The 23,953-nt window shown below is 69.4% G+C and carries 17 protein-coding genes and 1 pseudogene; 7 read left to right on the top strand and 11 right to left on the bottom strand.

The features are described 5' to 3' along the window. Nucleotides 1–33 precede the first annotated feature (33 nt). Nucleotides 34–288 (top strand): annotated as a pseudogene (locus O7546_RS13630) (pyridoxamine 5'-phosphate oxidase family protein); the annotation flags it as partial. Between the two features lie 27 nt (nucleotides 289–315). Here O7546_RS13630 and O7546_RS13635 read toward each other — a convergent pair. Next, nucleotides 316–936, bottom strand: a complete 621-nt coding sequence (locus O7546_RS13635) for a class I SAM-dependent methyltransferase (protein WP_281601004.1) — start codon at nucleotides 934–936, stop codon at nucleotides 316–318. 72 nt (nucleotides 937–1,008) lie between these two features. Beyond that, nucleotides 1,009–1,953, bottom strand: coding sequence for a sugar phosphate isomerase/epimerase (locus O7546_RS13640; protein ID WP_281601005.1), 945 nt, complete (start codon nucleotides 1,951–1,953; stop codon nucleotides 1,009–1,011). A gap of 146 nt (nucleotides 1,954–2,099) precedes the next feature. Between O7546_RS13640 and O7546_RS13645 the strand changes: the two genes are divergently transcribed. Further along, on the top strand, nucleotides 2,100–2,513 hold the full coding sequence (locus O7546_RS13645; protein WP_281601006.1) for an NUDIX domain-containing protein: 414 nt from the start codon (nucleotides 2,100–2,102) through the stop codon (nucleotides 2,511–2,513). On the opposite strand, the gene O7546_RS13650 is transcribed toward O7546_RS13645, so the two are convergent. Both O7546_RS13650 and O7546_RS13655 read right to left on the bottom strand, forming a co-directional pair. Then, entirely contained in the window at nucleotides 2,510–3,400 is an 891-nt protein-coding gene (locus tag O7546_RS13650) for an arginase family protein (protein WP_281601007.1), read from the bottom strand. The two genes, O7546_RS13645 and O7546_RS13650, sit on opposite strands and share 4 nt — an antisense overlap. 38 nt (nucleotides 3,401–3,438) lie before the next feature. Continuing rightward, nucleotides 3,439–4,170 (bottom strand): class I SAM-dependent methyltransferase, encoded by a 732-nt coding sequence (locus O7546_RS13655; RefSeq protein WP_281601008.1) that lies wholly within the window; start codon nucleotides 4,168–4,170, stop codon nucleotides 3,439–3,441. An 80-nt stretch (nucleotides 4,171–4,250) separates the two neighbouring features. Between O7546_RS13655 and O7546_RS13660 the strand changes: the two genes are divergently transcribed. Next, nucleotides 4,251–4,718 carry a hypothetical protein gene (locus O7546_RS13660; protein WP_281601009.1) on the top strand — a complete coding sequence of 156 codons (468 nt, stop codon included), beginning with the start codon at nucleotides 4,251–4,253 and terminating at the stop codon, nucleotides 4,716–4,718. A gap of 468 nt (nucleotides 4,719–5,186) precedes the next feature. Here the strand turns inward: O7546_RS13660 and O7546_RS13665 are convergent, their stop codons facing one another. Both O7546_RS13665 and O7546_RS13670 read right to left on the bottom strand, forming a co-directional pair. Continuing rightward, nucleotides 5,187–6,881 carry a DUF6119 family protein gene (locus O7546_RS13665; RefSeq protein WP_281601010.1) on the bottom strand — a complete coding sequence of 565 codons (1,695 nt, stop codon included), beginning with the start codon at nucleotides 6,879–6,881 and terminating at the stop codon, nucleotides 5,187–5,189. Nucleotides 6,882–6,980: 99 nt separating this feature from the next. Further along, nucleotides 6,981–7,553, bottom strand: a complete 573-nt coding sequence (locus tag O7546_RS13670) for a DUF4352 domain-containing protein (protein WP_281601011.1) — start codon at nucleotides 7,551–7,553, stop codon at nucleotides 6,981–6,983. Between the two features lie 99 nt (nucleotides 7,554–7,652). Here O7546_RS13670 and O7546_RS13675 point away from each other — a divergent pair, with 99 nt between their 5' ends. The 4 genes from O7546_RS13675 to O7546_RS13690 all read left to right on the top strand — a co-directional run bounded on the left by O7546_RS13675 (nucleotide 7,653) and on the right by O7546_RS13690 (nucleotide 18,496). After that, the gene (locus tag O7546_RS13675) at nucleotides 7,653–9,599 is read left to right on the top strand and encodes an N-6 DNA methylase (protein WP_281601012.1); all 1,947 of its coding nucleotides are present in this window, start codon (nucleotides 7,653–7,655) and stop codon (nucleotides 9,597–9,599) included. A 99-nt stretch (nucleotides 9,600–9,698) separates the two neighbouring features. Next, nucleotides 9,699–10,766, top strand: a complete 1,068-nt coding sequence (locus O7546_RS13680) for a serine/threonine-protein kinase (RefSeq protein ID WP_281601013.1) — start codon at nucleotides 9,699–9,701, stop codon at nucleotides 10,764–10,766. A 15-nt stretch (nucleotides 10,767–10,781) separates the two neighbouring features. Next, complete coding sequence (locus O7546_RS13685) at nucleotides 10,782–13,583, top strand: helicase-related protein (RefSeq protein WP_281601014.1); 2,802 nt, start codon at nucleotides 10,782–10,784, stop codon at nucleotides 13,581–13,583. Next, on the top strand, nucleotides 13,580–18,496 hold the full coding sequence (locus tag O7546_RS13690) for a class I SAM-dependent DNA methyltransferase (protein ID WP_281601015.1): 4,917 nt from the start codon (nucleotides 13,580–13,582) through the stop codon (nucleotides 18,494–18,496). Before O7546_RS13685 ends, O7546_RS13690 begins: the two co-directional genes overlap by 4 nt. A gap of 341 nt (nucleotides 18,497–18,837) precedes the next feature. Here O7546_RS13690 and O7546_RS13695 read toward each other — a convergent pair whose 3' ends face one another. The 5 genes from O7546_RS13695 to O7546_RS13715 all read right to left on the bottom strand — a co-directional run bounded on the left by O7546_RS13695 (nucleotide 18,838) and on the right by O7546_RS13715 (nucleotide 23,887). Beyond that, a complete protein-coding gene (locus O7546_RS13695) occupies nucleotides 18,838–19,026 on the bottom strand; it encodes a DUF397 domain-containing protein (protein WP_281601016.1) in 189 nt (62 codons plus the stop codon). Continuing rightward, nucleotides 19,019–19,900, bottom strand: coding sequence for a helix-turn-helix transcriptional regulator (locus tag O7546_RS13700; protein ID WP_281601017.1), 882 nt, complete (start codon nucleotides 19,898–19,900; stop codon nucleotides 19,019–19,021). The genes O7546_RS13695 and O7546_RS13700 overlap by 8 nt, the downstream gene beginning before the upstream one ends. A gap of 279 nt (nucleotides 19,901–20,179) precedes the next feature. Next, entirely contained in the window at nucleotides 20,180–20,326 is a 147-nt protein-coding gene (locus O7546_RS13705; RefSeq protein WP_281601018.1) for a hypothetical protein, read from the bottom strand. Next, nucleotides 20,293–20,676: a hypothetical protein gene (locus tag O7546_RS13710; RefSeq protein WP_281601019.1), complete on the bottom strand. Its 384-nt coding sequence runs from the start codon at nucleotides 20,674–20,676 to the stop codon at nucleotides 20,293–20,295. The genes O7546_RS13705 and O7546_RS13710 overlap by 34 nt, the downstream gene beginning before the upstream one ends. Nucleotides 20,677–20,872: 196 nt before the next feature. Further along, on the bottom strand, nucleotides 20,873–23,887 hold the full coding sequence (locus O7546_RS13715; protein ID WP_281601020.1) for an N-6 DNA methylase: 3,015 nt from the start codon (nucleotides 23,885–23,887) through the stop codon (nucleotides 20,873–20,875). Between the last annotated feature and the right edge of the window lie 66 nt (nucleotides 23,888–23,953).

Raw genomic sequence — 23,953 nt, forward strand, 5'->3', positions numbered from 1 at the left:
CCGGTGGGGTGCCGTCATGATCGAGGACGCACCGCGCCGCTTGTCGGCCTGGCCAGCAGCCGCGGCGCCCAGGTGTTCGGCACCGCCCGGGTACTCGGCCCGGAGCACCCCGACCGGGCCCGCCACTGGGCCGCGTTCCGCTGGGAGAACGAGCACGCCGAGCGGGGCCGGTCGCTGTCCGAGCCGCCCGAGGACCCGCTCGTCGTGATCGAGGCCGACCGGATCGTCTACACCGAACACTGGCTGCGCCGCGAGGGCTACGCCCCACGCCAGCACTGGCGCCGCTGACGCCGTCGGCGCCAGGCGGCCGGAACACTACAGGCCAGCGGGGGAGCGGGCGGCTTGCAGCAGGTTGCCGGCCAGGCGCAGGTCCGCGCCGCCGACCCGGGCGAGCACGTCGATCGGCTCGATCGTGACGTGCGTCCAGAGCGGTGCGGGGAAGGCCGCGCGCAGCGTGTCCGCGTCCAGGCCCCAGCCCTCGCCCGCGTCTGGCGACACCGCCAGCACGAACACCGCGCCGCCGGGCGCGGTCAGGCGCGGCAGCAGAGCCAGGTAGTCGCGTACGGCAGCGCCCCGCCGGTCCAGCGAGTGCAGCAGCCCGGAGTCGAACACCGAGTCGTACGGCACCGGCGGCACCGGGATCCGGGTCGCATCGCACACCTCGAAGCGCACCGGCAGACCCGCCGCAGCAGCCTTGGCCCGGGCCTGGCCGATCGCCACCGGTGAGATGTCGACGCCTGTCACGTCGTGGCCGCGGCGAGCCAGCGCGAGCGCCAGCTCACCGGTGCCGCAGCCGACGTCGAGCACGCGCGGGCCGCGTACCCCGGTGTCGAGGACCGCGGCGAGCGCCGGCTGCGGGCCGCCGATCTCCCAGGGCGGGCGCTCGGCGTCGCGATAGAGGCGGTCGTAGTGGACGTCGTCCGGCTCGTCGGTCATCGCGTACCCCCTCGGTCGGCGCGGCCACCCCCGAGCGTGTCACGTCCGGCGGCGATCAGTGCCCCGCCGGGGTCAGAACCGCAGGCGGCGCAGGTAGCGGTAGCCGACGGCGGCGGTCTGCTGCGGCGTCACATCAGGGGTGTCGTTCTCCACGATGTACTCCATCACCTGGTGCCCCCGGAAGATCCGCGCGAAATCGATCATGCCGGTGCCCAGGTCCGCCATGTCGCCGGTGGCCGGGTCGCGGTCCTTGACGTGGTACTGCAACACCCGCTGCGGCGCCGAGCGGATCACGTCGAGCGTGAAGCCCTCCGGGTCGTCGACACCCTCGCCGGAGGTGATGCCGCCGGTGACCGCCCAGTAGATGTCGATCTCCAGGTGGACCAGGCGCGGGTCGAGTTCCTCGGTCAGCACGTCCCACGGCCGCCGCCCGTTGCCGAAGTCGATGGTGAACTTGTGCGCGTGGTTGTGGTAGCCGTACCGCAGGCCCGCCTTGCGCGCCGCGGCGGCTTCGACGTTCATCTGCTCCGCCCAGCGCTTCCAGTCGTCCTCGCGGTCGGAGTTCAGGTACGGCACCACCATGAACCGCTGGCCCAGCGTCCGGGCGTTCGCGATCTTCTCCTCCAGCGCGGCGGCGTCGGCGGCGATGCCGTCGTGGCTGGAACTGGCCTTGATGCCGATGCCGTCCAGGAAGCGGCGCAGCTCCCGCGCGGTACGGCCGAAGTAGCCGAGTGCCAGCTCGACCCGCGGGTAGCCGATCCGGGCCAGGTGCGCCAGCGTCGCGTCGTAGCCGGGAGGGCTGTTCAGCGCGTCGCGGACGGTCCAGAGCTGGAGGCTGATCAGCTCCTTCGGCACCGGGCGCCGGCCGTGATGGTGCCCGCCGCCCGCCTGGGCCGCAGTCGCGCCGAGCCCGGTGGCGAGCCCGATCCCGGCGAGCGCCGCCAAGGAGCCGCGCAGCAGGTCGCGCCGGTCCAGCGACTGCCGCAGCGCGGCGTGTCCGTCGAATCCATAGCACATGGTCGCACTCCTTCGTCGCCTGTGACCGACGCTACAAAAGGCATGTCGATATGTCTATGGCTTTCGGTGCCGTGAATAGAACTTTCGATCGGAGCGGCGGAAAGTCGGTACTGCGCGTCGCCGGTGCCGCGTGGCAGGCTCGGGGAGTGGCCGCATACGACGTCGCTCTCGTCCTGCTCGTCGACCCGACCGGCGCGATCCTCATGCAGCACCGTGACGGCAACGCGCCCGTCTCCCCGTACCAGTGGAGCCTGCCCGGCGGCAGCATCGAGCCCGGCGAGACACCGGAGCAGGCCGCCCGGCGCGAGCTACGCGAGGAGACCGGGCTGACCGCCGGTGAGCTGCACCTGCTGTGGAGCGGCCCCCGCCCGCACGAGGACGGCTTTCCGCACACCGTCACCGTGTACGTCTTCCGCGGCGCCACCGACGCCCGGCAGGAGGACGTCGTGCTCGGCGAGGGACAGGCGATGGTGTTCGTGCCCCGCGACCAGGTGCTCGACCGCGAGCTGGCGGTGAGCGCCGCGAAGGTGCTGCCGCTGCACCTCGCGGAAACCGTCTAGCGCCCGGTCAACGCCCCGGCCAGCACGCCGGCGAACCGGGGGAGCAGCTCGTCGTCGGGCAGATGATCCGGGTTGATCTCGGTGACCGACAGCCCGGCGAACCGCGGGCTCGCCACCAGCTCGGCCAGCGTCGCCGCCGCCTCGTCGAGCCTGAGCCCGAACGGCTCCGGCACGTCCGCCAGCGGCGCGTCCACGAAACTCAGCACGTCCACGTCGAAGTGCACCACGAACCGTTCGGCCGCGCCCTCGGCCACCGACCGGGCCCGGCGCGCCGCCGCCCGCGCGTCGGCGTGCACCTCGTCGGCCGGCACGTACGCGAGCCCCAGCTCCGCCACCAGCTCACGCTCGTGGTCACCGCGGGGCAGCGAGTCCCCGTACACCACCACGCGCTCCGGCGACAGCAGCGGCACCGCCGGCCCGACACCCGCCACCTCGGGCAGCGTCCCCGGCAACCCGAGCATGTGCGCCAACCCCATGGCGTCCAGGTTGCCGTTCGCGCGGGTCTCCGGCGTGTAGAGATCCGGGCCGCCGTCCACGTACACCAGCGCCGGAGACAGCCCGGCCCGCGCGCAACCGGCGACCAGGCCCACAGTCACCGTGCAGTCGCCGCCGAGCACCAGCGGCGCGCGCCCCCGGCCCAGCGCCGCCGCGACCCGGTCGGCCACCGCCGAGGCGACGGCGGCCACCGCGCCCGCGTTCTGACCCCTGGGGTACGCCGGATCCGGCCGCCACCGGAAGCCCGGCACGTCACCGGCGTCCTCGACGTCGGCGCCCAGCCGGTCGAGCAGGCCCGCGGCGCGCAGGGCGTCCGGGGCGCGCTCGATACCGGGGGTGTGCGCGCCGGCGCTCGACGGCGCCCCGACGACCGTCCACTGACGATGATCCATCACCCCACCCTAACCTCGGGTGGGGCCTGACATCGGGATCAGCGCAGCACCAGCAGGTCCAGCGCGTCGATCACCGGCCCGGTGTCCGCCTGTGCTGCCTCGCGCAGCCGCCGGACGCCCTCCGCGTACTCCGCATCGGTGATGAGCTGAAGCGGCGTGTGCGCCTCCCGGCGCAGGCCGGCCGCCGCCTCCCGCAGCGAGGATGCGGTGACCTGCGGAACCTGCTCGACCGCCGCGGTGGTGAAGCCGGCGGCGGCGAAGGCGCCCTCGACGTCGGCGATGCCCGGGTAAGTGTCGAGCACGCGGATCGCCTCGGGGAAGTGGTCGAACAGTGTGATCGCCTCGTGCCGCCCGGCGAACGCGGACCGGATGAGCACCGGGGCGCCCGGCCGCAGCACCCGGCGCAGCTCGCGTGCCGTCGCGGCCAGGTCGGGTACGTGGTGGATGACCGTGGACAGCCAGGCGCCGTCGACGCTGCCATCGGCCAGGGGGAGGTGCCCGGCGTCGCCTGCTACGAGGGGCGCGAACCCGCAGCGGGCGCGCATCGCCGCCGACGGTTCGACCGCGACCACCTCGACGCCGGGGAACCAGGTGGTGAAGGAGCGTGCCCAGGTGCCGGTGCCGGCGCCCAGGTCGAGCAGTCGCATCCCCGGGCGCGGTACGAGGTGCCGGGCGACGGCGGCCCGCCAGGCCGTGAGACCGTCGTCGGTGAGGTGCCGGGTCGCGGCGAACGCCTCGGCGTCGGCGTCGTGGTACGCGATGCGGGCCATACGCGACAGCCAACTCCCCGGCGGGCCGCCGAGGCAAGCACTGTGACGCGTTACCTGCGGACCTCGGAGAGGGGTAGAGAGTGCGGTATCGGATCCACTTCGACGCAGAGCTGCCGGCGAACGCCCTTCGCCGGTTCCTGCTGACGGAGTACGGCGTCGCGCCGGAAGCTGCGTACGTCGGGCGGATCGAGGACCGGGCCGTCGACGATCCTCGGCCGGTGGTGATGCTCACCCCACCCGACGAGGACGAGGGTTTCGGCTGGATCCTGACCGGTGACACCGAACTGGCCGACGCCACCGGTCTGCGCGAACATGACCTCGCGGTCACCCTTGCCCGCGCGTTCGGCGTACGGGCGCTCGTCGACGACGGCGGCATCCATCCTGACCGGTGGGTGCTGGTGAGCGCCGACGGCAGCAGCGGCCGGGTGCTGACCGACCCCGACGCCGCCGCCGACGGGGACCTGCGGATCGTGCACGCGCTCGAACCGATCAGCGGGGAGCCGCAGCTCGCCGTCGTACCGCCGCCGGACTGGGCCCGCGACTGGTGATCGGGCGGGTCCACCGTCCGGTCGCGTACCCGATGCCACCGGTGCGCCGCCGCCTGGCGCCGGTCGCGGCGACGACCGGCGCGGGCGCCACCGTCCATTGGACGGGCAAGCCATGGCCGCGTGACGGATCGGGTTGCGGGGGACGGATGGTGCCGTGTTCCTCGGCGAGCCGCACGGCGTTGTTGAGGAGCTGCCCGGCCGCGGCGAGCCGGCCGTAGTGGGCCGCGGTGAGCGCGAGCGTGACCGCGTCGCCGACGCGCCGGCACGGCGGGCAGCCGGTGTGGAGGACGCACCGGCGAAGCGGAAGGGCGCGCTCGTGCAGGGCCGCGGGGAGCAGGCTCAGGGCGTGGCGGAACTCGTCGGGTCGCACCGTTCCTCCTGGGTGGTCGATGGCGCGGCGGCAGGTAGGGGTGACCGGCCCGGTGGGTGTGCGGTCCGCCGGGCGGTCGGATCCGGAAGCGGTGCCGGTCAGGCGGGCGGAATGGCGACGACCTCGACGTCGACGCCCTCCGTGCGCAGCGTCTTTACTGCCTGGTAGAGCGCCACCTGCGCGAACGTGAACAGCGAGTCCACGGTGACGGTGCGGCCGGCACTCAGAGCGATGGCGTAGACCACTGTGCGCGGGCGGAAGTCCTCGGGCAGGTCCGGCCCGCCCGGCTGCGCGCGCACCAGGTCGCGGAACCGGTTACGCGCCTGCTTGTCGTAGCGCAACGCGTCGAACGACGTGACGCCCTGCGCGAAGAGGTGACTGAGCGGCGAGCTGCCCGATGCCCGCTTGACGTGGATCAGCTCACCGTTCGGCCCGAGCAGGTCACACGCCTCGATGCCTCGCGGGTGCTGCCCGGTGCGGAGGAGCTTCTTGTCCAGCAGCACCAGGCCCGGGTGCTTCTTGGCTGCCTCGCGGTTGTAGCAGTCCTCGTTCGCCAGGTCCTTCGTCCACGGCGGCAACACGACGCTGGGCGGCCGATTCAGGATGCGAGCCACCTCCTGGCGCAGGAACTCGCGGTGGCGGTCACCGATCTCGTACCACTGGCCCTCGTGCAGCAGCATGTGGCTGTCGCTGACGGCGACCTCCGCGGTGACCCAGTGGGACACCGGCGTCGACGCCATCTCCTCGGTGCCGGCGGCGTCGGCGTAGAGCGTCAGCGTGCCCTTACGCAACCCGGTCCACCGGTCACCGCCGAGGGCGTGGACGGTGTGCGACAGGATGGTCCCCAGGTCCAGGTCCGTGGTCAGGCTCGGGCGTCGCCCGGATCGGGGCACGCGAACCCGGTACGAACCGACGTGCTCGACGTCGGCCACCAGGCTGCCCGGCACCGCGACGCCGAGATCCGGAGGGTCGGGCAGGCCCAGCCGCCGATCGAGAACGTCGACCAGCGCCGTGTGCCGGGGGTCGTTGGGACGCAGAGGCCGGATCTGCTCGATGAACTCCAGGTCGGCGAGCGGCGACTCCTGCCGGCACACCCGGTCGATCTCCCGCAGATCGGCGAGCAGCCGCTCGGGGGAGACGCCGAGAGGGATGCGCAGCGCATCGCTGCCTTCGACCTTCACCGAACCGCGTGCCCGCTGGCACGCCGTCAGGTTCGGGTTGTCGACGCGGCCGCACACCTGGCCGACGATCTCCCCCCACTTGTCGATGCCGTACCTCCAGATGGGCTGCCCACCCGGAACCAGGCTCCGGTCCACCCGGCCGCTGGCACCCACCACCCGGCGGCGAACCTGGCGGATGTCGGCGGGCTGAAGCGTCCGCACGGCGAAGGAGACACCGAACGTCGGGTCCACCTTCTCCAGCTCGATCATGAACCGACCCAGGGTGCCGAAGGTCAGGGCGTACGCCCGGTCGTCCACCCCAAGCAGCAGGGCGCCGCCACCGCTGCTGTAGCCGATTGTCACGTCACTGCCGACCAGGCCGGACAGGACGCCACACCACTCGGCCCGGTCACGCGGCGCGCTGCCGTGTACCAGCAGCGCCGGTGCGTCGAGGACCCGGTGCGGGGTGGGCGCGAAGCCGTGCCGCCGCAGGTAGTCCACATTGAGCGCGGAACGTAGGCCGTCTTCGGTGGCCGGAACAGTGAGTCGGTAGACCGTCGTCGGGTAGGTGCCGGACAGCGGCTGCCCGTCGTCGGCCAGTGGTGACTCGTCCGGGTTGTTCGCACTGCGCATGTCGATCTCCTCGCGTAGAGACTCGGGCTGGCGGTGGTGCGGCGGGGTGGCGCCGGAGGGCGGGGTTCGCGGATCCCGCCCCGGCCGGCGCAGGTCAGGTCAGCTCAGCGAGACGGTCACGCCGCCGGAGAACGGCGAGTCGTGCAGCTCCAGGCGGGCGAGCTTGACGTTCTTCGGGATGTCGAAGACGACCACGCCGGTGACCTGGTTGCCGGGGTTGATGTCGTTGAGGAACGTCTCGGCGTTCTTGTTGGCGTAGATGGCGGCCGAGCCGTCGGCGGAGTACTCGGTGCCGTTGGCGGCGTACGCCTTCTGGCTGCTGCCGTCGAACATCTGCGACTCCTTGCCGATGTTCTTCACGTTGACGGTGACCAGGCAGAACTGGCCCTGCGCCTTGGCGCCGAGCATCGACGTGCCGACCTTGCTGACACCGCACTTGGCGGACTTGACAGTGAACTCGAACTTGCCGTCGCGGGCCGGCTGGCCGATCTTCGCGGTCTTCGGCTTGTCGTCGCTCTTGCCGGCGTCTGCCTTGCCGCCGTCGGTGTCGCCGGAGGCCGGCTCGGTGCCGGTCTCCGCCTTGCCGCCGGTGGCGTCGTCGGTGGTGCCGGCACCGCAGCCCAGGGCGACGAGGGCGCCGGCGATCAGGGCGAGCGTGGTGGTCTTGCGCATCGCTTTCCTCCTACTGTGAACGTGGCGGCGTCAATAAGAGCATCGTCTGTGAACACTGTCAACAGAGATGATGCTTGACGGATGTGACACACTCCGAACGTGCAGGAGACACCGACAATCACCGCAGCGGAGATCGCCCGGCTCGCCGGTGTCGGCCGGGCCGCCGTCAGCAACTGGCGCAAACGACACGGCGACTTCCCCGAGCCGGTCGGCGGCAGCGCCACCAGTCCCGAGTTCGACCTGGCGCAGGTCGAGCAGTGGCTCCGCGGCCAGGGCAAGCTGCCCGAGATGTCCCGCGCCGACCGGCTCTGGCGTCACCTCACGGCAGGAAGAGAGAATCCGGCGACCGCCCTCGCCGCCGTCGGCGAACACCTGCTCATACGCCAGCGCGGCGGCGAGCGATCCAGCCGGGCCGGCGACCAACTGGCGGGCCTGCTCCCCGAGGTCGATGCCCTCGCCGACGAACTCGGCCCGCAGGGCGCGTTCGACGAGCTGTGGCAGCGCTTCTCCGCACCCGGCCCGGGGCGCCCCTTCGCCACCCCCGACGACCTCGCCGACCTCATGGCAGGGCTCGCCGGCGTCGGCGGCGGCACCGTCCTCGACCCGGCCGCCGGCACCGGCGCCACTCTCCGCGCCGCCGTCCGCGCCGGTGGCACCGCCGCGTACGGGCAGGAACTCGACGAGGAGCTGGCCCGCCTCGCCGGATTATGGCTTGCCCTCCGCGCGGTCCCCGGAGAGGTACGCCCCGGCGACTCCCTGCGCACCGACGCCTTCCCCGGCCACACGGTCGACGCTGTCGTCTGCCACCCACCGTTCGGCATCACCAACTGGGGCGTCGAAGAACTCGGCTACGACCCGCGCTGGGAGTACGGGGTCCCACCGCGTACCGAACCCGAGCTGGCCTGGGTGCAGCACGCCCTGGCCCACCTGCGCCCCGGCGGGCACGCCGTCCTGCTCATGCCCCCCACCGCCGCCGGCCGCCGCGGCGCCCGCCGCATCCGCGCCGAACTGCTGCGCCGCGGCGCGCTACGTGCCGTGATCGCGCTCCCGGCCGGGGCGGCCGCGCCGCACGGCGTACCCCTGCACTTGTGGGTGCTGCGGCGGCCCCCGGTCGACGCGCCCGCCCCCGCGCGGGCGCTGCTCGTCGACGCCGCCGACGGCGACCTCACCGCCCTCGCGCCGCGGGTCCTCGCGACCTGGCGGGCCTTCACCTCCGTGCCAGACGCCGACCTCGAGGAGGCCGGCTTCGCCCGCGCCGTCCCCGTCATCGAGCTGCTCGACGAGGAGGTCGACCTCACCCCCGCGCGCCGCCAACCCGCCGGGGGCGAGGCGACGGGAGAGCATCTGGTACGCACGAGGGAGCGGCTGGCCGCCATCGTCGGGGAGCTGCCAGCGCTGATGCCGCAGGTCACGCCCGAGTCAGACGGGGCGGCATCGCCGCTGACCCTGTCGATCGCCGAGCTGGCGCGGACAGGGGCGCTGCACCTGATCGGCCCGGTCCGCGCCGCGGGTAGTGACGGCGAGACTCCGCTGTCGGGCGGGCCGACGGTGCTAACTGTGCAGGACGTACTCAACGGCACCGAGCCGTCCGGGCAGGCCGACGAGCGGCTCGGCCAGGAGATCCGCCTTGCGGCGGGCGATGTGGTGGTGCCGATGATCGCGCGGCAGCTCACCGCCAGGGTCGTCACGTCGGAGGGGGCGCTGCTGGGGCGCAACCTCTACCTGCTGCGGCCCAACCCGGCCGCGCTGGACCCGTGGTTCCTTGCCGGGCAGTTGCGCACGTCGGCCAACGAGAAGCAGGCGTCGAGCCTGTCGGGGACGCTACGGTTCGACATCCGGCGGGCGCAGGTGCGGCGGCTGCCCCTGGCGGAGCAGCGGGCGCACGGGGAGGCGTTCAGGCGGCTCGACGCGTTCGAGTCAGCTATCCGACAGGCGGCGAACCTGGGTGCGGAACTGGTGCAGATGACCGCGGACGGACTGGCCCGAGGGGCCCTGGCGCCGACGGCGCGACGTCCGGACCAGGGCAAAGCGCCGAAGGGGCACTAGCTCCATGATCGCGCGGCGATGTACGGTCGTGCGTCCGCCGGGCGTGGTGCCGGCGGTCCGAGTCGACACTGCGGTGGGCTGTCACCGTGAGGGGGCAGGATGACGCTGGGTTCCATCGGCGGTTTCGAGTTGGTCAGGCCGTTGGGTTCCGGTGGCATGGGTGAGGTGTTCTTCGCGGTGTCGCCGACCGCGGACCGGGTCGCCCTCAAGGTGATCAGGCAGCACCTGATCGAGGCCCCGACGGTCCGGGAACGGTTCGCCGCCGAGGTGGAGAGCCTCAAGCTCGTCTTCGGCTCCCGGGTGGCCCGGCTGGAGGACGCCGACCCCTTCGCGGACCCGGCCTGGCTCGCCGTCGAGTACGTCCCCGGCGCCACCCTGCGCCAGCACGTCGACGCCCGAGGACCGCTGTCGCTCTCGATGGCGGCGATGGTGGGGGCGATGCTCGCTGATGGTCTCGCCAAGGTTCACCAGGTCGGGCTCCTGCATCGGGACCTCAAGCCGCAGAACATCATCCTCGGTCCGGACGGTCCGAAGCTGATCGACTTCGGCCTGGCCGTGCTGATCGAGCGTGAGCACTACCTGACCGAAGCCGGCGCGCTCGTGGGCACGCCCGCCTACATGTCGCCGGAGCAGGTCCGGGGCGAGCGGGAGCTGACGCCGGCCGTCGACATCTACGGCTTGGCGGCCACACTCGTCTTCGCACTCACCGGCCACGGCCTCTACCCGCCGACCAACTCGTGGAATCTGCTGCTGCGGATCACCGAACCGACCGACCTGCCTGACCTGTCCGGCGTGCCCGGCGAGCTGGTGCAGGTGCTCGGTGCCATGCTGGCCCATGATCCGACCGCCCGGCCCGCGCTCGACGACGTCCGTGCCCGCCTGCTGGCGGTCGCCACCGGCAGCAGCGGCAAGACCGCCGTCGACCTGCGCCGGGACGTCGCCGCGCTCACCTACGACGGCGACACCGAGCTGCTGGTCCCGCCCGACCTGCAAGATCCGAAACAGGATCCGGAGGACCTGCCGGTCGTCGAGGTGGACAGCACCGTGCGGGTGCCGGTCACGGCGGCCACGAAGGTCGACCCCGAGCGGCCCGCCAGCCCTCGCCCCGACGTGACCTGGCTGGTCGACAAGATCCGCCGCCAGTACGCCCGCCGCTCCACCCTGTAGGAAGGCTCCTGTCGTATGAACACCACCCAGGACGCTGCCTTCGCCCCCGGCTCCCGCATCGAGGTGCGCGACGAGGAGTGGCTGGTCCGCAGCGTGAAGACCGGCACCGCCGACGGCACCATGATCAAGGCGGTGGGTGTCTCCGAGTTCGTCCAGGACGTCGAGGCCACCTTCTTCACCGCTCTCGACGAGATCCAGGCGATGCGACCCGAGGACACCGTGCTGGTCCACGACACCTCGTCGCGGTTCCGGCAGAGCCGACTGTTCCTGGAGGCCGTGCTGCGGCGTACGCCGCTGCCCCGCACCGAACGCGGCCTGGCCCTGACCGACCGGTTCCTGCTCGACCCGCTGACCTACCAGCAGCGCCCCGTCGAGCTGGCGCTGTCCGGCCTGCGTCCACGGATCCTGCTCGCCGACGTGGTCGGCCTGGGCAAGACCCTGGAGATCGGGCTGATCCTCGCCGAGCTGATCCGCCGGGGCCGGGGTGACCGCATCCTGGTGGTCTCGCCGCAGCAGGTGCTGGAGCAGTTCCAGCGCGAGTTGTGGACCCGGTTCGCGATCCCGCTGGTGCGGCTGGACTCGACCGGCATCCAGCGCATCCAGCAGGAGATCCCGGCCGGGCGGAACCCGTTCACCCACTTCAAGCGGGCCATCATCTCGGTCGACACGCTCAAGGACGCCGGCCAGTTCGGCCACCACCTGGACGCCACGACGTGGGACGTCGTCGTCATCGACGAGTCGCACAACCTCATCAACCGGGGCACCCAGCGCAACGAGCTGGCCCGCCGCCTGGCCGCGAAGACCGACGCGCTGCTGCTGGCCAGCGCCACCCCGCACAACGGCGACAAGGAGTCCTTCGCGCAGCTGATCTCGCTGCTCGACCCGGCGGCCATCGCCAACGAGAAGGACTACCAGGCCAAGGACATCGCGCACCTCTACCTTCGCCGCACCAAGATCAGCCCGGAGGTACGCGACCAGATAGGCGACCGCTGGGCCGACCGCGGCCCGTCGCAGGCGGTGCACTGCGCGGCCGGCCCGATCGAGGAGCAGATCTTCGACGAGCTGACCGACGTGTGGCTGGCCGGCAAGTGGACCGACGAGGCGATCACCGGGCAGCACCGGCTCTTCCCGTACACGCTGTTGAAGTCCTTCCTCTCCTCGCACCGGGCATTGCACGAGACGGTGAAGGCCAGGCAGAAGAAGGCCACCGGCACCGAGCGGGCGGCGCTGGACCGGCTCGCGGAGCTGACCTCCGCGATGACCGACCGGGACTCCAGCAAGCTCAATGGGCTGGTCGACGAGCTGAAGAGGATCGGTGTCGGGAAGAACAGCGTCACGCGGGCGGTGGTGTTCTCCGAGCGGGTCCCCACCATCAAGTGGCTCGCCGAGGTCGTCCCCGAGATGCTGGGCCTGAAGCCGAACCAGATCCGGGTGCTGCACGGCGGCGTCGCCGACAAGGACGAGCAGACGATCCTCCAGGAGTTCGAGCTGGCCGGCAGCGACGTCCGGTTGCTCTTCACCGGTGACGTCGCCTCCGAGGGCGTCAACCTGCACCAGCAGTGCCACCACCTGATCCACTACGACATCCCGTGGAGCCTGATCCGGATCGAGCAGCGCAACGGCCGCGTCGACCGCTACGGACAGAAGTACCAGCCGCAGTTCCGCGCGCTCATCCTCACCTCGGAACGTGAGGACGCCAAGGACGACCGGACGGTCGCCGAGAAGCTGCTCGACCGGGAGGAGACCGCCCACCGCAGCCTCGGCAGTGTCGAGGCGGCGACCGGCCTCTACGACGCCAAGGCCGAGGAGGACCGGCTGGTCCGTGACCTGCTCGCCGGCAAGACGGTGGATGAGTCGTACGCGGAGGCCCACGAGGAGATCGACGTCATGGCCGACCTCTTCGGCGACGTCGGCACCGCACCGGTCACCGCCGACGTGCCCCGGGCGCGAGTGCCGAAGCTCTTCGACTCCACCCGCGATTTCGTCGACGCCGCCCTGTACGAGATCTACGACGACCGGCCCGAGGACCACATCGACCTGCGCCGGGAGGACGAGCTGCTGACCTTCCTCGCCCCCGACGACCTGGTGCACCGGCTCACCGACCTGCCCCGCTCCTACCTGCGCGCCCACCGCGAGGGCGAGGACCTGCGGCTCAAGGTCACCTTCGACCGGAAGCTCGCCCAGCGCAAGCTGGACCAGGCCCGGCAGAGCAGGACCCCGATGTGGCCGGAGATCGCCTTCCTCAGCGACGTGCACCCGATGGTCGACTGGCTGGTCGACAAGGTGCTGATCCGGCTCGGCCGCCAGCAGGCCCCCGTGCTCACCGCCGAGGTCACCGCGCCGACGTTCCTGATCCAGGGCGTCTACGCCAACCGCCTCGGCCAACCCACGGTCGTGCACTGGATGGCCGTCGCCGGCCTGCCCGCGGCACCGTCCATCCGGCCCATGGACGAGGTCCTGCGCGAGGCCAACGTCGGCCCGACCATGGTCAACCGAGCCGAGGCCATCGCGATCGCGCCGTTGAAAGAGCTGCTGCCGGCGGCCGTCGACGTGGCCCGGCGCTACCTCGAAGGCGAACGCGACGCCTGGGCCGAGGCCAACGCTGAGCCGCTGCGCCGCTACCGCGAGCAGTTGGCGACCTTCCAGCAGGCCAGCCTGCTCGACGAACTGCCCGGCCCGCACCGGGAGAAGCGGCGCCAACGCGTCGACGCCACCGTTGCCGAGCAGCACGACCTGCTCGACCGTCTGGAAACCGCCGGAGACCCGCTGCTGCGGGTCCTCGCCGTCCTCGTACCGCCGCAGGAGAGTGCCGCATGAGTTTCGAGTCGCTGACCAACCGCGGCGAGTACCTCTCCGCCCACTACCTCGCCGAGATCCTGCCCACCACCCTCAAGGGCGGCCTGCTCAAGCAGTGGGCCGAGCGGGAGAAGGGTGGCGAGCAGACGCCGCGCACCCGGTTGCGCCGGATGCGCCGGCCCTTCTTCGACGCCAAGGCCGAGCTGACCGACGCCGACTTCTTCGACCCGGAGCGGCTGCGCAAGCACCACCGGGACGTGCTGGAGGCGCTCGGCTTCGACCCGCAGCCGCAGACCGTAACCGTCGAGCGGACCGGCCAGGAGTACGAGGTCCGCGTCGCCCACGCCGAACTGGACGCCGCGCACGGCATCGTCGCGCTGGACTGCGGTTGGGCGGTCGACACCGAGGCGGCCCAGGACCCGGACGGCGCGGGTCGCCTGCTCGACCCGCTCACCCTGTCGAGCACCGAGACAATCGAGACGGGCGCGAAGCTCGCGTCCCTGCTGTTCGCCGCCGACAGCCCGAAGCCCCGCTACGTGCTGATCCTCAGCGGTGGCGTGGTCACCCTCGCCGACCGCACCGTCTGGGGCGAGGGCTGCTACCTGGCCGTCAGCCTCGACACTGCGTACGCCCGCAACGACGACAGGGAACTCGACGTCGTCGCCGCCCTCTTCGGCGCCGACTCACTGCGCCCACCCGCCGAGGGTGGCACCGAACCCCTGGCCGGCCTGGTCGCCGGCTCCCGCCAGCACGCCGTCGGGGTGTCCAGTGAACTCCGCGAGGGACTGAAGGTCTCCGTCGAACTCATCGCCAACGAGGTCCTCGAGCAGATCCGGCGGGCCGGCTACCAGCCGCAGCAGGTGATGGCGCTGGACGAGCTGGCCAAGGAACTCGGCCGGGAGGCGCTGCGCTACCTGTACCGCATCCTGTTCCTGCTCTACGCCGAGGCGCGTCCCGAACTGGGCGTGCTGCCGGTCAACGACCCGCAGTACGTCGAGGGCTACAGCCTCGCCCGACTCGGTGACCTGGTGTCCCGGCGGATGGCCCTTTCTGCCGAGGGCAGCTACCACCTGTACGAGTCGCTGGACCTGCTGTTCCGCATGGTCAACGAGGGCCACCGGCCGCGCGGCGGCGCGGCGGCCGACGACAAGGCCAGCGAGGGGGAGGGGCTGCGCTTCGAGCCGATGAAGTCGGACCTGTTCCTGCCGGAGAAGACCAAGCTCATCGGCCGGCTCATCCCCGAGCCGGACGCCGACGACGTGGACGACGCCGACGCGCCGAAGATCGACACCCGGCTGCGCAACAAGGTCCTCTACGAGGTGCTGCGCCGGCTGATGCTCACCAAGGGCGGCAAGAAGCGCCGTGGCGGCTTCATCTCGTACGCCCAGCTCGGCATCAACCAGCTCGGCGCGGTCTACGAGGGCCTGATGTCGTACACCGGGTTCGTCGCCACCGAGCAGCTCTACGAGGTCGCCAAGAACGGCGACCCGAAGGACGGCTCGTGGATGATCCCGGCGTCGAAGGCCGACGAGTACGACGACGGCGTCTTCGTCTACAAGGAGGACCCGTACACGGGCGTGCGCAGCCGGGTCAGCTACCAGCCCGGCCAGTTCGTCTACCGGCTCGCCGGCCGGGACCGGCAGACCAGCGCCTCCTACTACACCCCGCAGTCGCTGACCGAGGTCACCGTCCAACTCGCCCTCAAGTACCGCCTCGACCAAGACGGCACCGTCACGCCGGCCCGGGAGCTGCTGGACTGGACGATCTGCGAGCCGGCGCTCGGCTCCGGGGCGTTCCTCAATGAGGCGATCAACCAGGTCGCCGCCGAGTACCTGCGCCGCCGCGCTCGCGAGTTGCAGGTCGACCTGGACCCGGAGCAGTACCACCTCGAACTCCAGCGGGTGAAGGCGTACATCGCCCTGCACAACAGCTACGGCGTCGACCTCAACCGCACCGCTGTCGAGCTGGCCGAGGTGTCGCTCTGGCTCAACGTCATGCACGCCGGCCTCCAGGCCCCCTGGTTCGGCCTGCACCTCCAGCGCGGCAACTCGCTGATCGGCTGCGGACGCAAGACCTACGAGCCCAAGCAGCTCGCCGACAAGTCCTGGCTGACCACCGCCCCGAAGGAACAACCATTCCGGGACGGGCCGATCGACGAGGGCACCATCCACCACTTCCTGCTCCCCGCCGACGGGTGGGGCGCGGTCGCGGGGGAGAAGGAGGCCCGCGAGCTGGCGCCGGCCGAGACCGCCCGGCTCAAGGCATGGCGTACGGCGATGAAGCGCGTCCCCTCCACCAAGGGCAAGAGTTCGCAGGTCAAGCGGTTGCAGGCGCTGGCGCGGCGGGTCGAGTTCCTGTGGGGGCTGGTGCAGCAGCGCCTCGCCATCTCCGAGCAGGAGATCCGCCGCGACATCCGGGTCTGGGGCGCTGACGACCTGCCGCCGGTCACCGAGGCGGTGCCCCGGGACGAGATCCTCGCCGACCTGACCGCGCCGGGCACGCCGTACTGGCGGCTCAAGACGCTGATGGACGTGTGGTGCGCGCTGTGGTTCTGGCCGCTGGACAAGGTCGGACTGCTCGACGGCTCCGACCCGGCCTATCCGGCCGCGCCCGTCCAGGTCTCACACGTCAAGGACGAGCCGGCGTACGAGCAACCGGTGGTCTTCGAAGCGGCGGACTTCTTCGGCAATGTGCAGCCGCAGCAGTCAAAGATGCCGACGAAGGCGACCGGCACCCGGCGGATGACAGTGGCGGAACAGCTTCGCCAGCAGGTGACGCTGTCCAACCTGGACGATTGGCTCACCTTTGCCGAAGCGCTCATCGGCCGAAGCGACGCGGACGAGAACACCGAGCGGTTCTTCGGCCGGAGGCTCACGAGCCTGAGCGAGATCAGCGAGTTCGAGCGGAAGCTCGACGGCGTCATCGGCGTGGACTCGCCCTGGACTCTCTCCGATCGATTCCCCTGGCTCCTCGCCGCCGACCAGATCGCCGAGCAGCAGGGCTTCTTCCATTGGGAGCTCACCTTCGCCCAGGCATTCGCTAAGGGCGGCTTCGACCTTCAAGTCGGCAATCCGCCATGGGTCCGGCCGCGGTGGCTGGAGGACTCGATCCTTGCAGAGCATGATCCATGGTTCCGGCTCTCGGATAAGCCCCCAATCGAGCAGTGGCAGAGTCGTAAGTCGATACTCCTTCGAACCCCGACACCACATGACGACTTCCTCAAGCAACTAGCGGCAAACGCTGGAATGGTGACGATGCTCACACATCCGGTAGCTTACCCGCTTCTTGCCGGCACCCAGCCGGATCTCTATAGGGCGATTGTTTGCCAGGTCTGGTGCAACACCGGCTCCTCCGGAATTGCCGGCCTCGTGCACCCTGACACCCACTTCGGAGGAAGCAAGGAGGGGCGCCTCAGGGAAGCAGCATACAGTCGGCTGCGAGTTCATGGCGGGTTCGTGAATGTAGCAAACTGGGCTTTTGCCGACGCGAGCCGAAATGTTGAGTTTGGCGTCCACGTTTATGGAGCGCCTCGCGAAATCGGGTTCCTTCACCTTAGTCGGCTCTACGGAGCAAGGGTGCTTTCGGATTCCCTTGACCACGATGGGTCGGGCGCTCTGCCGGGTCAGCGACATAACGGAAGTTGGGATGTAAGACCTCACCGATCACGGATTATTCAGGTCAATCGTGAAACGTTAAAGTTGTGGATGGAACTCAGGGGGGAACCGGCGGGCGACTTGGCTCAAGCCTCCCTTTTGCAACCCATTACAGTTCAAGAGGAGCTCGCCATCAGGCGACTTGCTACTTTCCGGCGCCGGCTGGGTAGCAGCAAGGTTTCGGTCAGTAGTGGATACCATGAGGCGAATGGCAAGAAGGAAGGTCTAATTCGATGGCAGCAGGGCCGTCCTGCTGATTCTACTCAATTGGTGCTGCAAGGACCTCACTTCGGAATCGCCGCTCCATTCGCCAAGGAGCCCCGCGTTCCGTACCGCAGCAATAACGACTGGAATCCAATCGATCTGAATACCATTCCTGCCGACTTCGTGCCGGGTGCGAATTACGTGCTCGCTGGACGTGAGGCGAGCGCCCGGGAGGCTCAGGATCGATGGCACGGCCGCAAGTACACCGAGTATTATCGCCTGGCATGGAGGCGCATGGTTGCCTTCAACACTGAACGGTCGCTCTTTGCGGCGCTCATTCAGCCTGGCCCGTCGTATGTCGATTCGGTCCAGAGCTTGGCGCTGGAGGACAATCGCCACACGGCACTTGCTGCTGGCTTCTGGGCATCCCTTCCGTTGGATTATCTTGTTCGCGTCGCCGGGCGCCCCCACGTGCAGACCGCTGATGCGCTCGCTATGCCAGCAGCCTCGCCACTCAATCCGCTCGCCGATGCCTTACTCCTGCGCACGTTGCGACTGAACTGTATGGTGTCTGGCTACAGACACCTGTGGGCGCACCTCTTCCAGCCCGCTTGGCGCCACGAGTCTTGGGCGGCAGATTGGCCGAGGTTGAAGAAACTAGGCGAAGTGAATGAAGTCTGGGATTATGCCAGTCCGTTGCGAACAGAACGTTCTCGGCGATCCGCACTGGTCGAAATCGATGCACTAGTGGCGGTCTGGCTTGGCCTGGGTGTTGACGAGCTTATTGCAATCTTGCGATCGCGCTACCCGATCCTCGTCGACCGCGAAGAGCGGATGTGGTTTGATTCAATGGGTCGGAGGTTAGCTGCGGACTCGTATGCCTTCGGCTACGGACAAAGAAAGGAGCACTACGAGCAGTTTACGGCGTACCTCGATGATCCGGAGCGGAATCCGGCGCCGCAGGGATATGCGGCGCCGTTCTACAAGGCGGACCGAGAGAACGAGTACCGCCAGGCGCATGCCGTGTTCAGTGGGCGGCTTCAGGATGCGATTGACGCGGGCTGGCATCCGGCGTAGCCTCTACCCCTCTCTATGAATGGCAAGGATCAATGAATCGCCAGGGTCTCGATTTCGGTGGATGCCTCATAGCGCTGTTCGTCCTGATGGTACTGCTCGGGTGTCTGTTCTGGACCACAAAGAATTTGTTTGGCAGCGCTGGGGAGCCTGTGGGCTACGCCATCATGGCGCTCGTTGCACTCGTCGTCATCCGTCGCTTTTGGCAAAGTGTGAACAAGTAATCGCTGGGAAGCGGCAGGGCGTGAGGTGTTCCTTCGCGGATGCATATGGAGTCTGCTCCGCATGCGAGAACGCGTCCCCGCGGTTGGTCGGGGCGCGCTCCCTTGTGACGCGGCTGGTCCTCAGCGTTTGGTCGCCCGGACGAACCTTGCCCAAGCGGCCGGGGAGAAGGTGAGGGCGAATCCGGCCGGATCCTTGCTGTCGCGTACGGCGACGAGGCCGGGCAGATTGTCGGCGACCTCCACGCAATCGCCGCCGTTGCTGCCGCTGCGGGTGCTCTTGCGCCACTGGGCGTTAGCCAAGTCAGCCATGGTGGACCTCTCCGATGAGCTTATTGATGAGCTGCCTCGATTGTGCCTCATCGAGCGTCAGGTCATCGAGGCTCGCCCAGACCTGCTCGTAGGCCGCGTACTCCTCCGGTCGATCCAGGTAGAGCGCTCCGGTCCACGACTCGCAATAGACGATCGGCGGCTCTGGTGTGGTCCGTTTGGCGGGTGGAAAGTCGAGGATGACGAACGTCCCTGCCTCCGCGCCTCGGTGGATCCCAGCGGTCAGCGGAAGCACGCGGATCGAGACGTTGGGCATCTGCCCGACCTCCAACAGGTGCCGCAGTTGGTCGGCCATGGTTGCGGTATCGCCCACCGTACGGAGCAGCGCTGCCTCGGCCAAAATCGCCTCCAGCTTGGGTGCCCGAGGGAGCCGCCGGTGGAGGAGGGCCTGCCGTTGCAGTCGCACCTCGACCAAGCGCTCGCGCTCTTCTTCCGTCACCTCGTGGCGGTGCTGATACACCGCCATTGCGTAGGCGCGCGATTGGAGCAGTCCGGGGATCAGCGCTTCGTCGAAGCGGCGAATGAACGACGCGGCGGATTCCAGGCCGACGTACAGCTCGAACCAGTCGGGGATGGCGTCGCCGTACGAGTGCCACCAGCCCTTGGCCTTGGTCTCGTGGGCCAGGGCGGTGAGCGCGCCGGTCAGCTCGGTGGTCGCCCCGTACAGCTCGCACATGGCCTTGGCGTCGACGGCGCGGACCGCGCCGAGGCCGGTCTCGATGCGCCACATCTTCTGCCGGCTGCACTGCAACGCCTCTGCCGCGCCGTCGAGGGTCATCCGGGCCTCGGTGCGCAGCTCGCGCAGCGCCCGCCCGAGCTGCCGTCGCGGCACTGTCGATCCCATGTCGTCGGCCATCCGCCACCCCTCTCCGTGTTGCACGGTGTTACATCCCGACGCCATCGCTGAAACGTGGAACCGTTGCCGTTCGGCGATTCTTCGGCAGCTCCACCGCGTCAATAGCGATACGCGTCTGACCATACAAGACGGTCCCGGCAACAGTCATGCACGCGCAATTCCCATGCGGCGATTGTCGGCGTACCAATGGGGGTTCTGGATGTTTTTCGGGATGGGCAGAATTCGTTGCCGGCTCCGGCGGGTCGGCCGGAGCCGGCGGTCGGAGCGGGGGAGTCCGGGTCAGCCGGCCAGCGGGCTGAAGTTGCGGCCGTCGAGCACGTTGATCAGCTCGTCGTCGCGGTGTACCTCGTAGCCGCGCCGCCGCAGCTCGGCCACCAGTTCCGCCTCGTCGCTCAGCGGGATCTCCAGCAGGTCGCCGTTGAGCACGGTTGCCTGCTGCTCACCGAAGCGCGTGCGCAGGTCCTCCGGCAACAGCGTGCAGGCCGTTCCGCCACCAACGGCGGCCAGTCTCCCTCCACGACCGAACTCACCTCGTTGATGTCGAACGGTTCGTCGTCGTCGGGGCCCCCGTCGGGGTCGTAGCACTCCGGGTCGGCGGGGTTCGACAAGTGGGTGGTCCGGATCCTCCCGGCCTCACCCCAGGCGCGGGCGGCGGCGATCGCCTTGATCTCGGCGGCCTCCTCGGCGGCGGTGTCCGCGTCGGCGAAGGCGAGGCAGTCGTGCATCTGTGCGTGGCCGTAGACCAGGCGCCTGGTGGTCGGGTGGTGCGTCGTCATGATCCAGATCCTGACCGAGGCGTACGACACGCAAGATCAGGTGTTGGTGTGCTCCCGCCGCTGGGACCGATCGTGTCATCGGCTGGACGGTCAGAGATGATCATGCGATGCGTGCCCATGCGCATCGCTGAGGCTGACCAGGGGACGCCTGACCCACCACGCCAGGACTGCAAGGCGAAGTCGGACTGGTGGGCGGTCAGCCGAGCAGACGGGCCACCTGGGCGTCCGCCTGGCCGCCGGCCGGGTGACGAGCGAGTTCGTTGCGGACCATGCGGCGCAGGACCGTAAAGTCGGCTCTCTCGTCGAGGCTCAAGCGAGAGACCACTTCGTGCTGCACCGCGCCGAGGTCCGCAAGGCGCTGATGGACGTCGTCAGCGGGGTCGTATAGCGGGATGGGCAACTTCCAGACATGTTTGTCCACATGCCGCTCGTCCTTTCCGTAGGACATCAGTGGACGGGTGAGCTCCGTGAGGAGTGGACTGTTCAGGGTCGCGCACAGATAGAGGCCCTCCTCCAGGCAGGAGATCGGTGCCCAGTAGAGGCTGTGATCGATGATGGCGCCCGGATCATCCACCAACGCGGCGGCGATGTGCATTCCAGACTTGGCATAGACCAACCGCAACGCGGGAGCATGCAACTGGCTCGTGAGCTTGCGGCGGAAATCGAGCTGTTCAACCAGGGTGAGACGGTCGCTGCGCCGATGCGCTTCCCACAGAGCCTCGGCCCGCCGCCACCAGTCGGCAAAACCGGGAAAGTAGTCGATCCGGGCGGTGGCGCCGGCCATGAGCGTCGTACCGTCCAGAGGTAGGACCGCTTCTCGGGCGGGCAGGATCCGGTACGGCAGCAGGCTCTCCCCGAGCAGCACTGGCCGGACGAATTCCGACTCCACGACGCCCTCAAGCGCAGGTAGCTCCTTCCAGGGCAGATTCTCCTTGTTCCGGCGAGCCGATCGCACGGCCCGCCGGCCGGAGCGTAGGCCGAGTGGCCCGTCCGGCTGCGAGTCGACGAAGAACAGGAAGCGGGGAGTGACCGTCGCGCCGTTTCGCATCAGCGGCCCGTACGGCGACGCGGTGAGGGTGCGTCGGAGGTCGATCGGCTTCCTGCTGATGGCCGGTTCGACCAGCCGCCACGCGTCCTGTGTCACGGGTATGCGGCCGATCCATCGTTCGGTGACGGTGGGCAGTTGGCGGTAGCTGCGCAGCCCCGCTCGGCGGCCGAAGACGACGGCGGAGCCGATGAGGAAGGGGTGGGGCCGCAGGTGTCGCAGGTCCCAGGAGCCGGTGAATGCCACCCCCGTTTCCTCACCGGCGTCGTTGTACCAGCCCGTGCGGAAGCCCGCGAAGTGATCTGCGGTGAGCACCGCGCCGGGCATCACGAACGCAAAGCTGCCGCCGACCCTGAGATACTGCTGAACGGACCGAGCGGCGAAGAGACCGGACAGGTCCTGCTGAGTGGCGTGCTTGCCGCCATGCCACAACCCGCGCTCGGTGGAGAGTCTCCGGAAGCCGGCCTGCATCTCCCGAGTCATGTGCCGGTATGACAGCCACGGCGGGTTGCCGACCAGGACATCCACCCGATTGTCGGTGTCGCCGTCCTGGCTGGCCAGCCAGATCGGGCGGGTGAGGTTGCGGGTGTAGTAGCTCCAGATGTGGTCCCGTCCCTCGTCGTGCAGCCGGCACATCAGCTCGAAAGTCTGCCGCAGCATCGGCCGATGCTCAGCGATGATCTTCATCCGGTCGAGGAACGCCTCGACTGAGGGCAGACCCTCGGATTCGCGGGGCTTCGCGGCGATGTCGGCAAGGCCCTTCACGATCTCGTCGAAGCATCCGGCGTCGTCGAGGAGCGTCTTCGGGAACCGAAGGTGTTCCTGAACGCTGCCGGGAACGTCGCTGACGTCGACCTTGATGTGGTCCTCGTGGAAGAGATCCAGTCGTTCCTGCCACTGCATGCTGTCGCCGAGGAACACCGGAATAGTGATCACGTCACGCCTACCGGACAACCGCGGTAGACCAATGGCGATCAGATACGTGATCCGCGCCAGCGCCACCGCCACCGGGTGCAGATCCACGCCGATGACCTGATGGGAGAGTTGTGTCAGGGCACGGCCGAGCGGATGACCGGCCGCCTCGGCTGCGGCAAGATAGCGACGTACGGCGTGGAAGAGGAAAGCGCCGGAGCCACAGGCCGGGTCGAGCACCCGCTGCCGCAACGGGTCGGTGACCACGGAGTCGACCATGTGCTCGGCCAGCCACCCCGGCGTGTAGTACTCGCCCAGCCGCTTGCGGGTCTCGGTACCGATCATCGACTCGTACAGTTCCTTGAGCACGTCGTGGTCTGCCTCGACCCAGGCGAACCGGGCGAGACGGCGAATGAGGCTCTGAATGAAGTCGGGCCCGCCGGGGATCTCGGTGGTCCAGCCGAAGAAGTCGTGTTCGACGACGCCCAAGATCCCGGCTCGGGCGAAGCGTTCCCCGCGGATCAGGGCTGTTGGCTCGGACCGGCTGATGTCGATGCCCATCACGAGGTGCGCGATGATATGTGCACTGTTCATCAGCAGGGTGTGCTCGACGAACAGGATCGGATCGTCGACGAACTGCTTACCCAGTGCCCTGCCGAGCAGGTCGGCCCAGAGCCGTCGTTTCAGCCGGACGGTCGGCTCGTCCTGGTGCTCGTCATACAGGGCCGCCAACGCCGCCCGATCGATGATGAATGAACTGCTGCCGGCCCCGAGCCGTAGGGCGATCTCCGCAGGGGTCGGCGTGACCCGCTGGCTCGTGGCCAGCACACCCTCCAGCCAATAGAACAGCCTCAATCCGGATGGGCGGGCAGCCGTCAAGGTGTGGGTGTCCACCCTGGTCAGCGCTCCCAGCCGCAGATCGTATGCATGCCAGGTCGCGCCATCGGTGAGCACGCCGAGGTGCCGCTGACCGGTCTCCTGGGTGCGGGCGTGGAGGTAACCGGCGAGTTGCTGCTCTGCCCGACGCAGCGCAGGCCCTTGGCCGAGTTGTCGTTTGACCTCGATGACGGTGCGGCCGATCTCCACGTCGATCCGCCGGCCCTGACCGGCGGGCGCTTCGAGGTTGACTTCCTCCAACTCGTCCGCGGAAAGGCCGAGATCGATGGTGAGCAGGAGTTGACGGATATCTGCCTGGAGTGTGGCCTCCGTGCGTGGCCGACTCCGGTCCGCGAGTCGCGCCAAGAGAGCCTGCAACGAATCGTGACCACCTGCGGACCCACTGCCCGCAGCGTCCGATCGGTAGTGGCTTTGGCTCTGGTC

Source organism: Micromonospora sp. WMMA1976 (genome assembly GCF_027497335.1).
Lineage (GTDB): Bacteria > Actinomycetota > Actinomycetes > Mycobacteriales > Micromonosporaceae > Micromonospora > Micromonospora aurantiaca.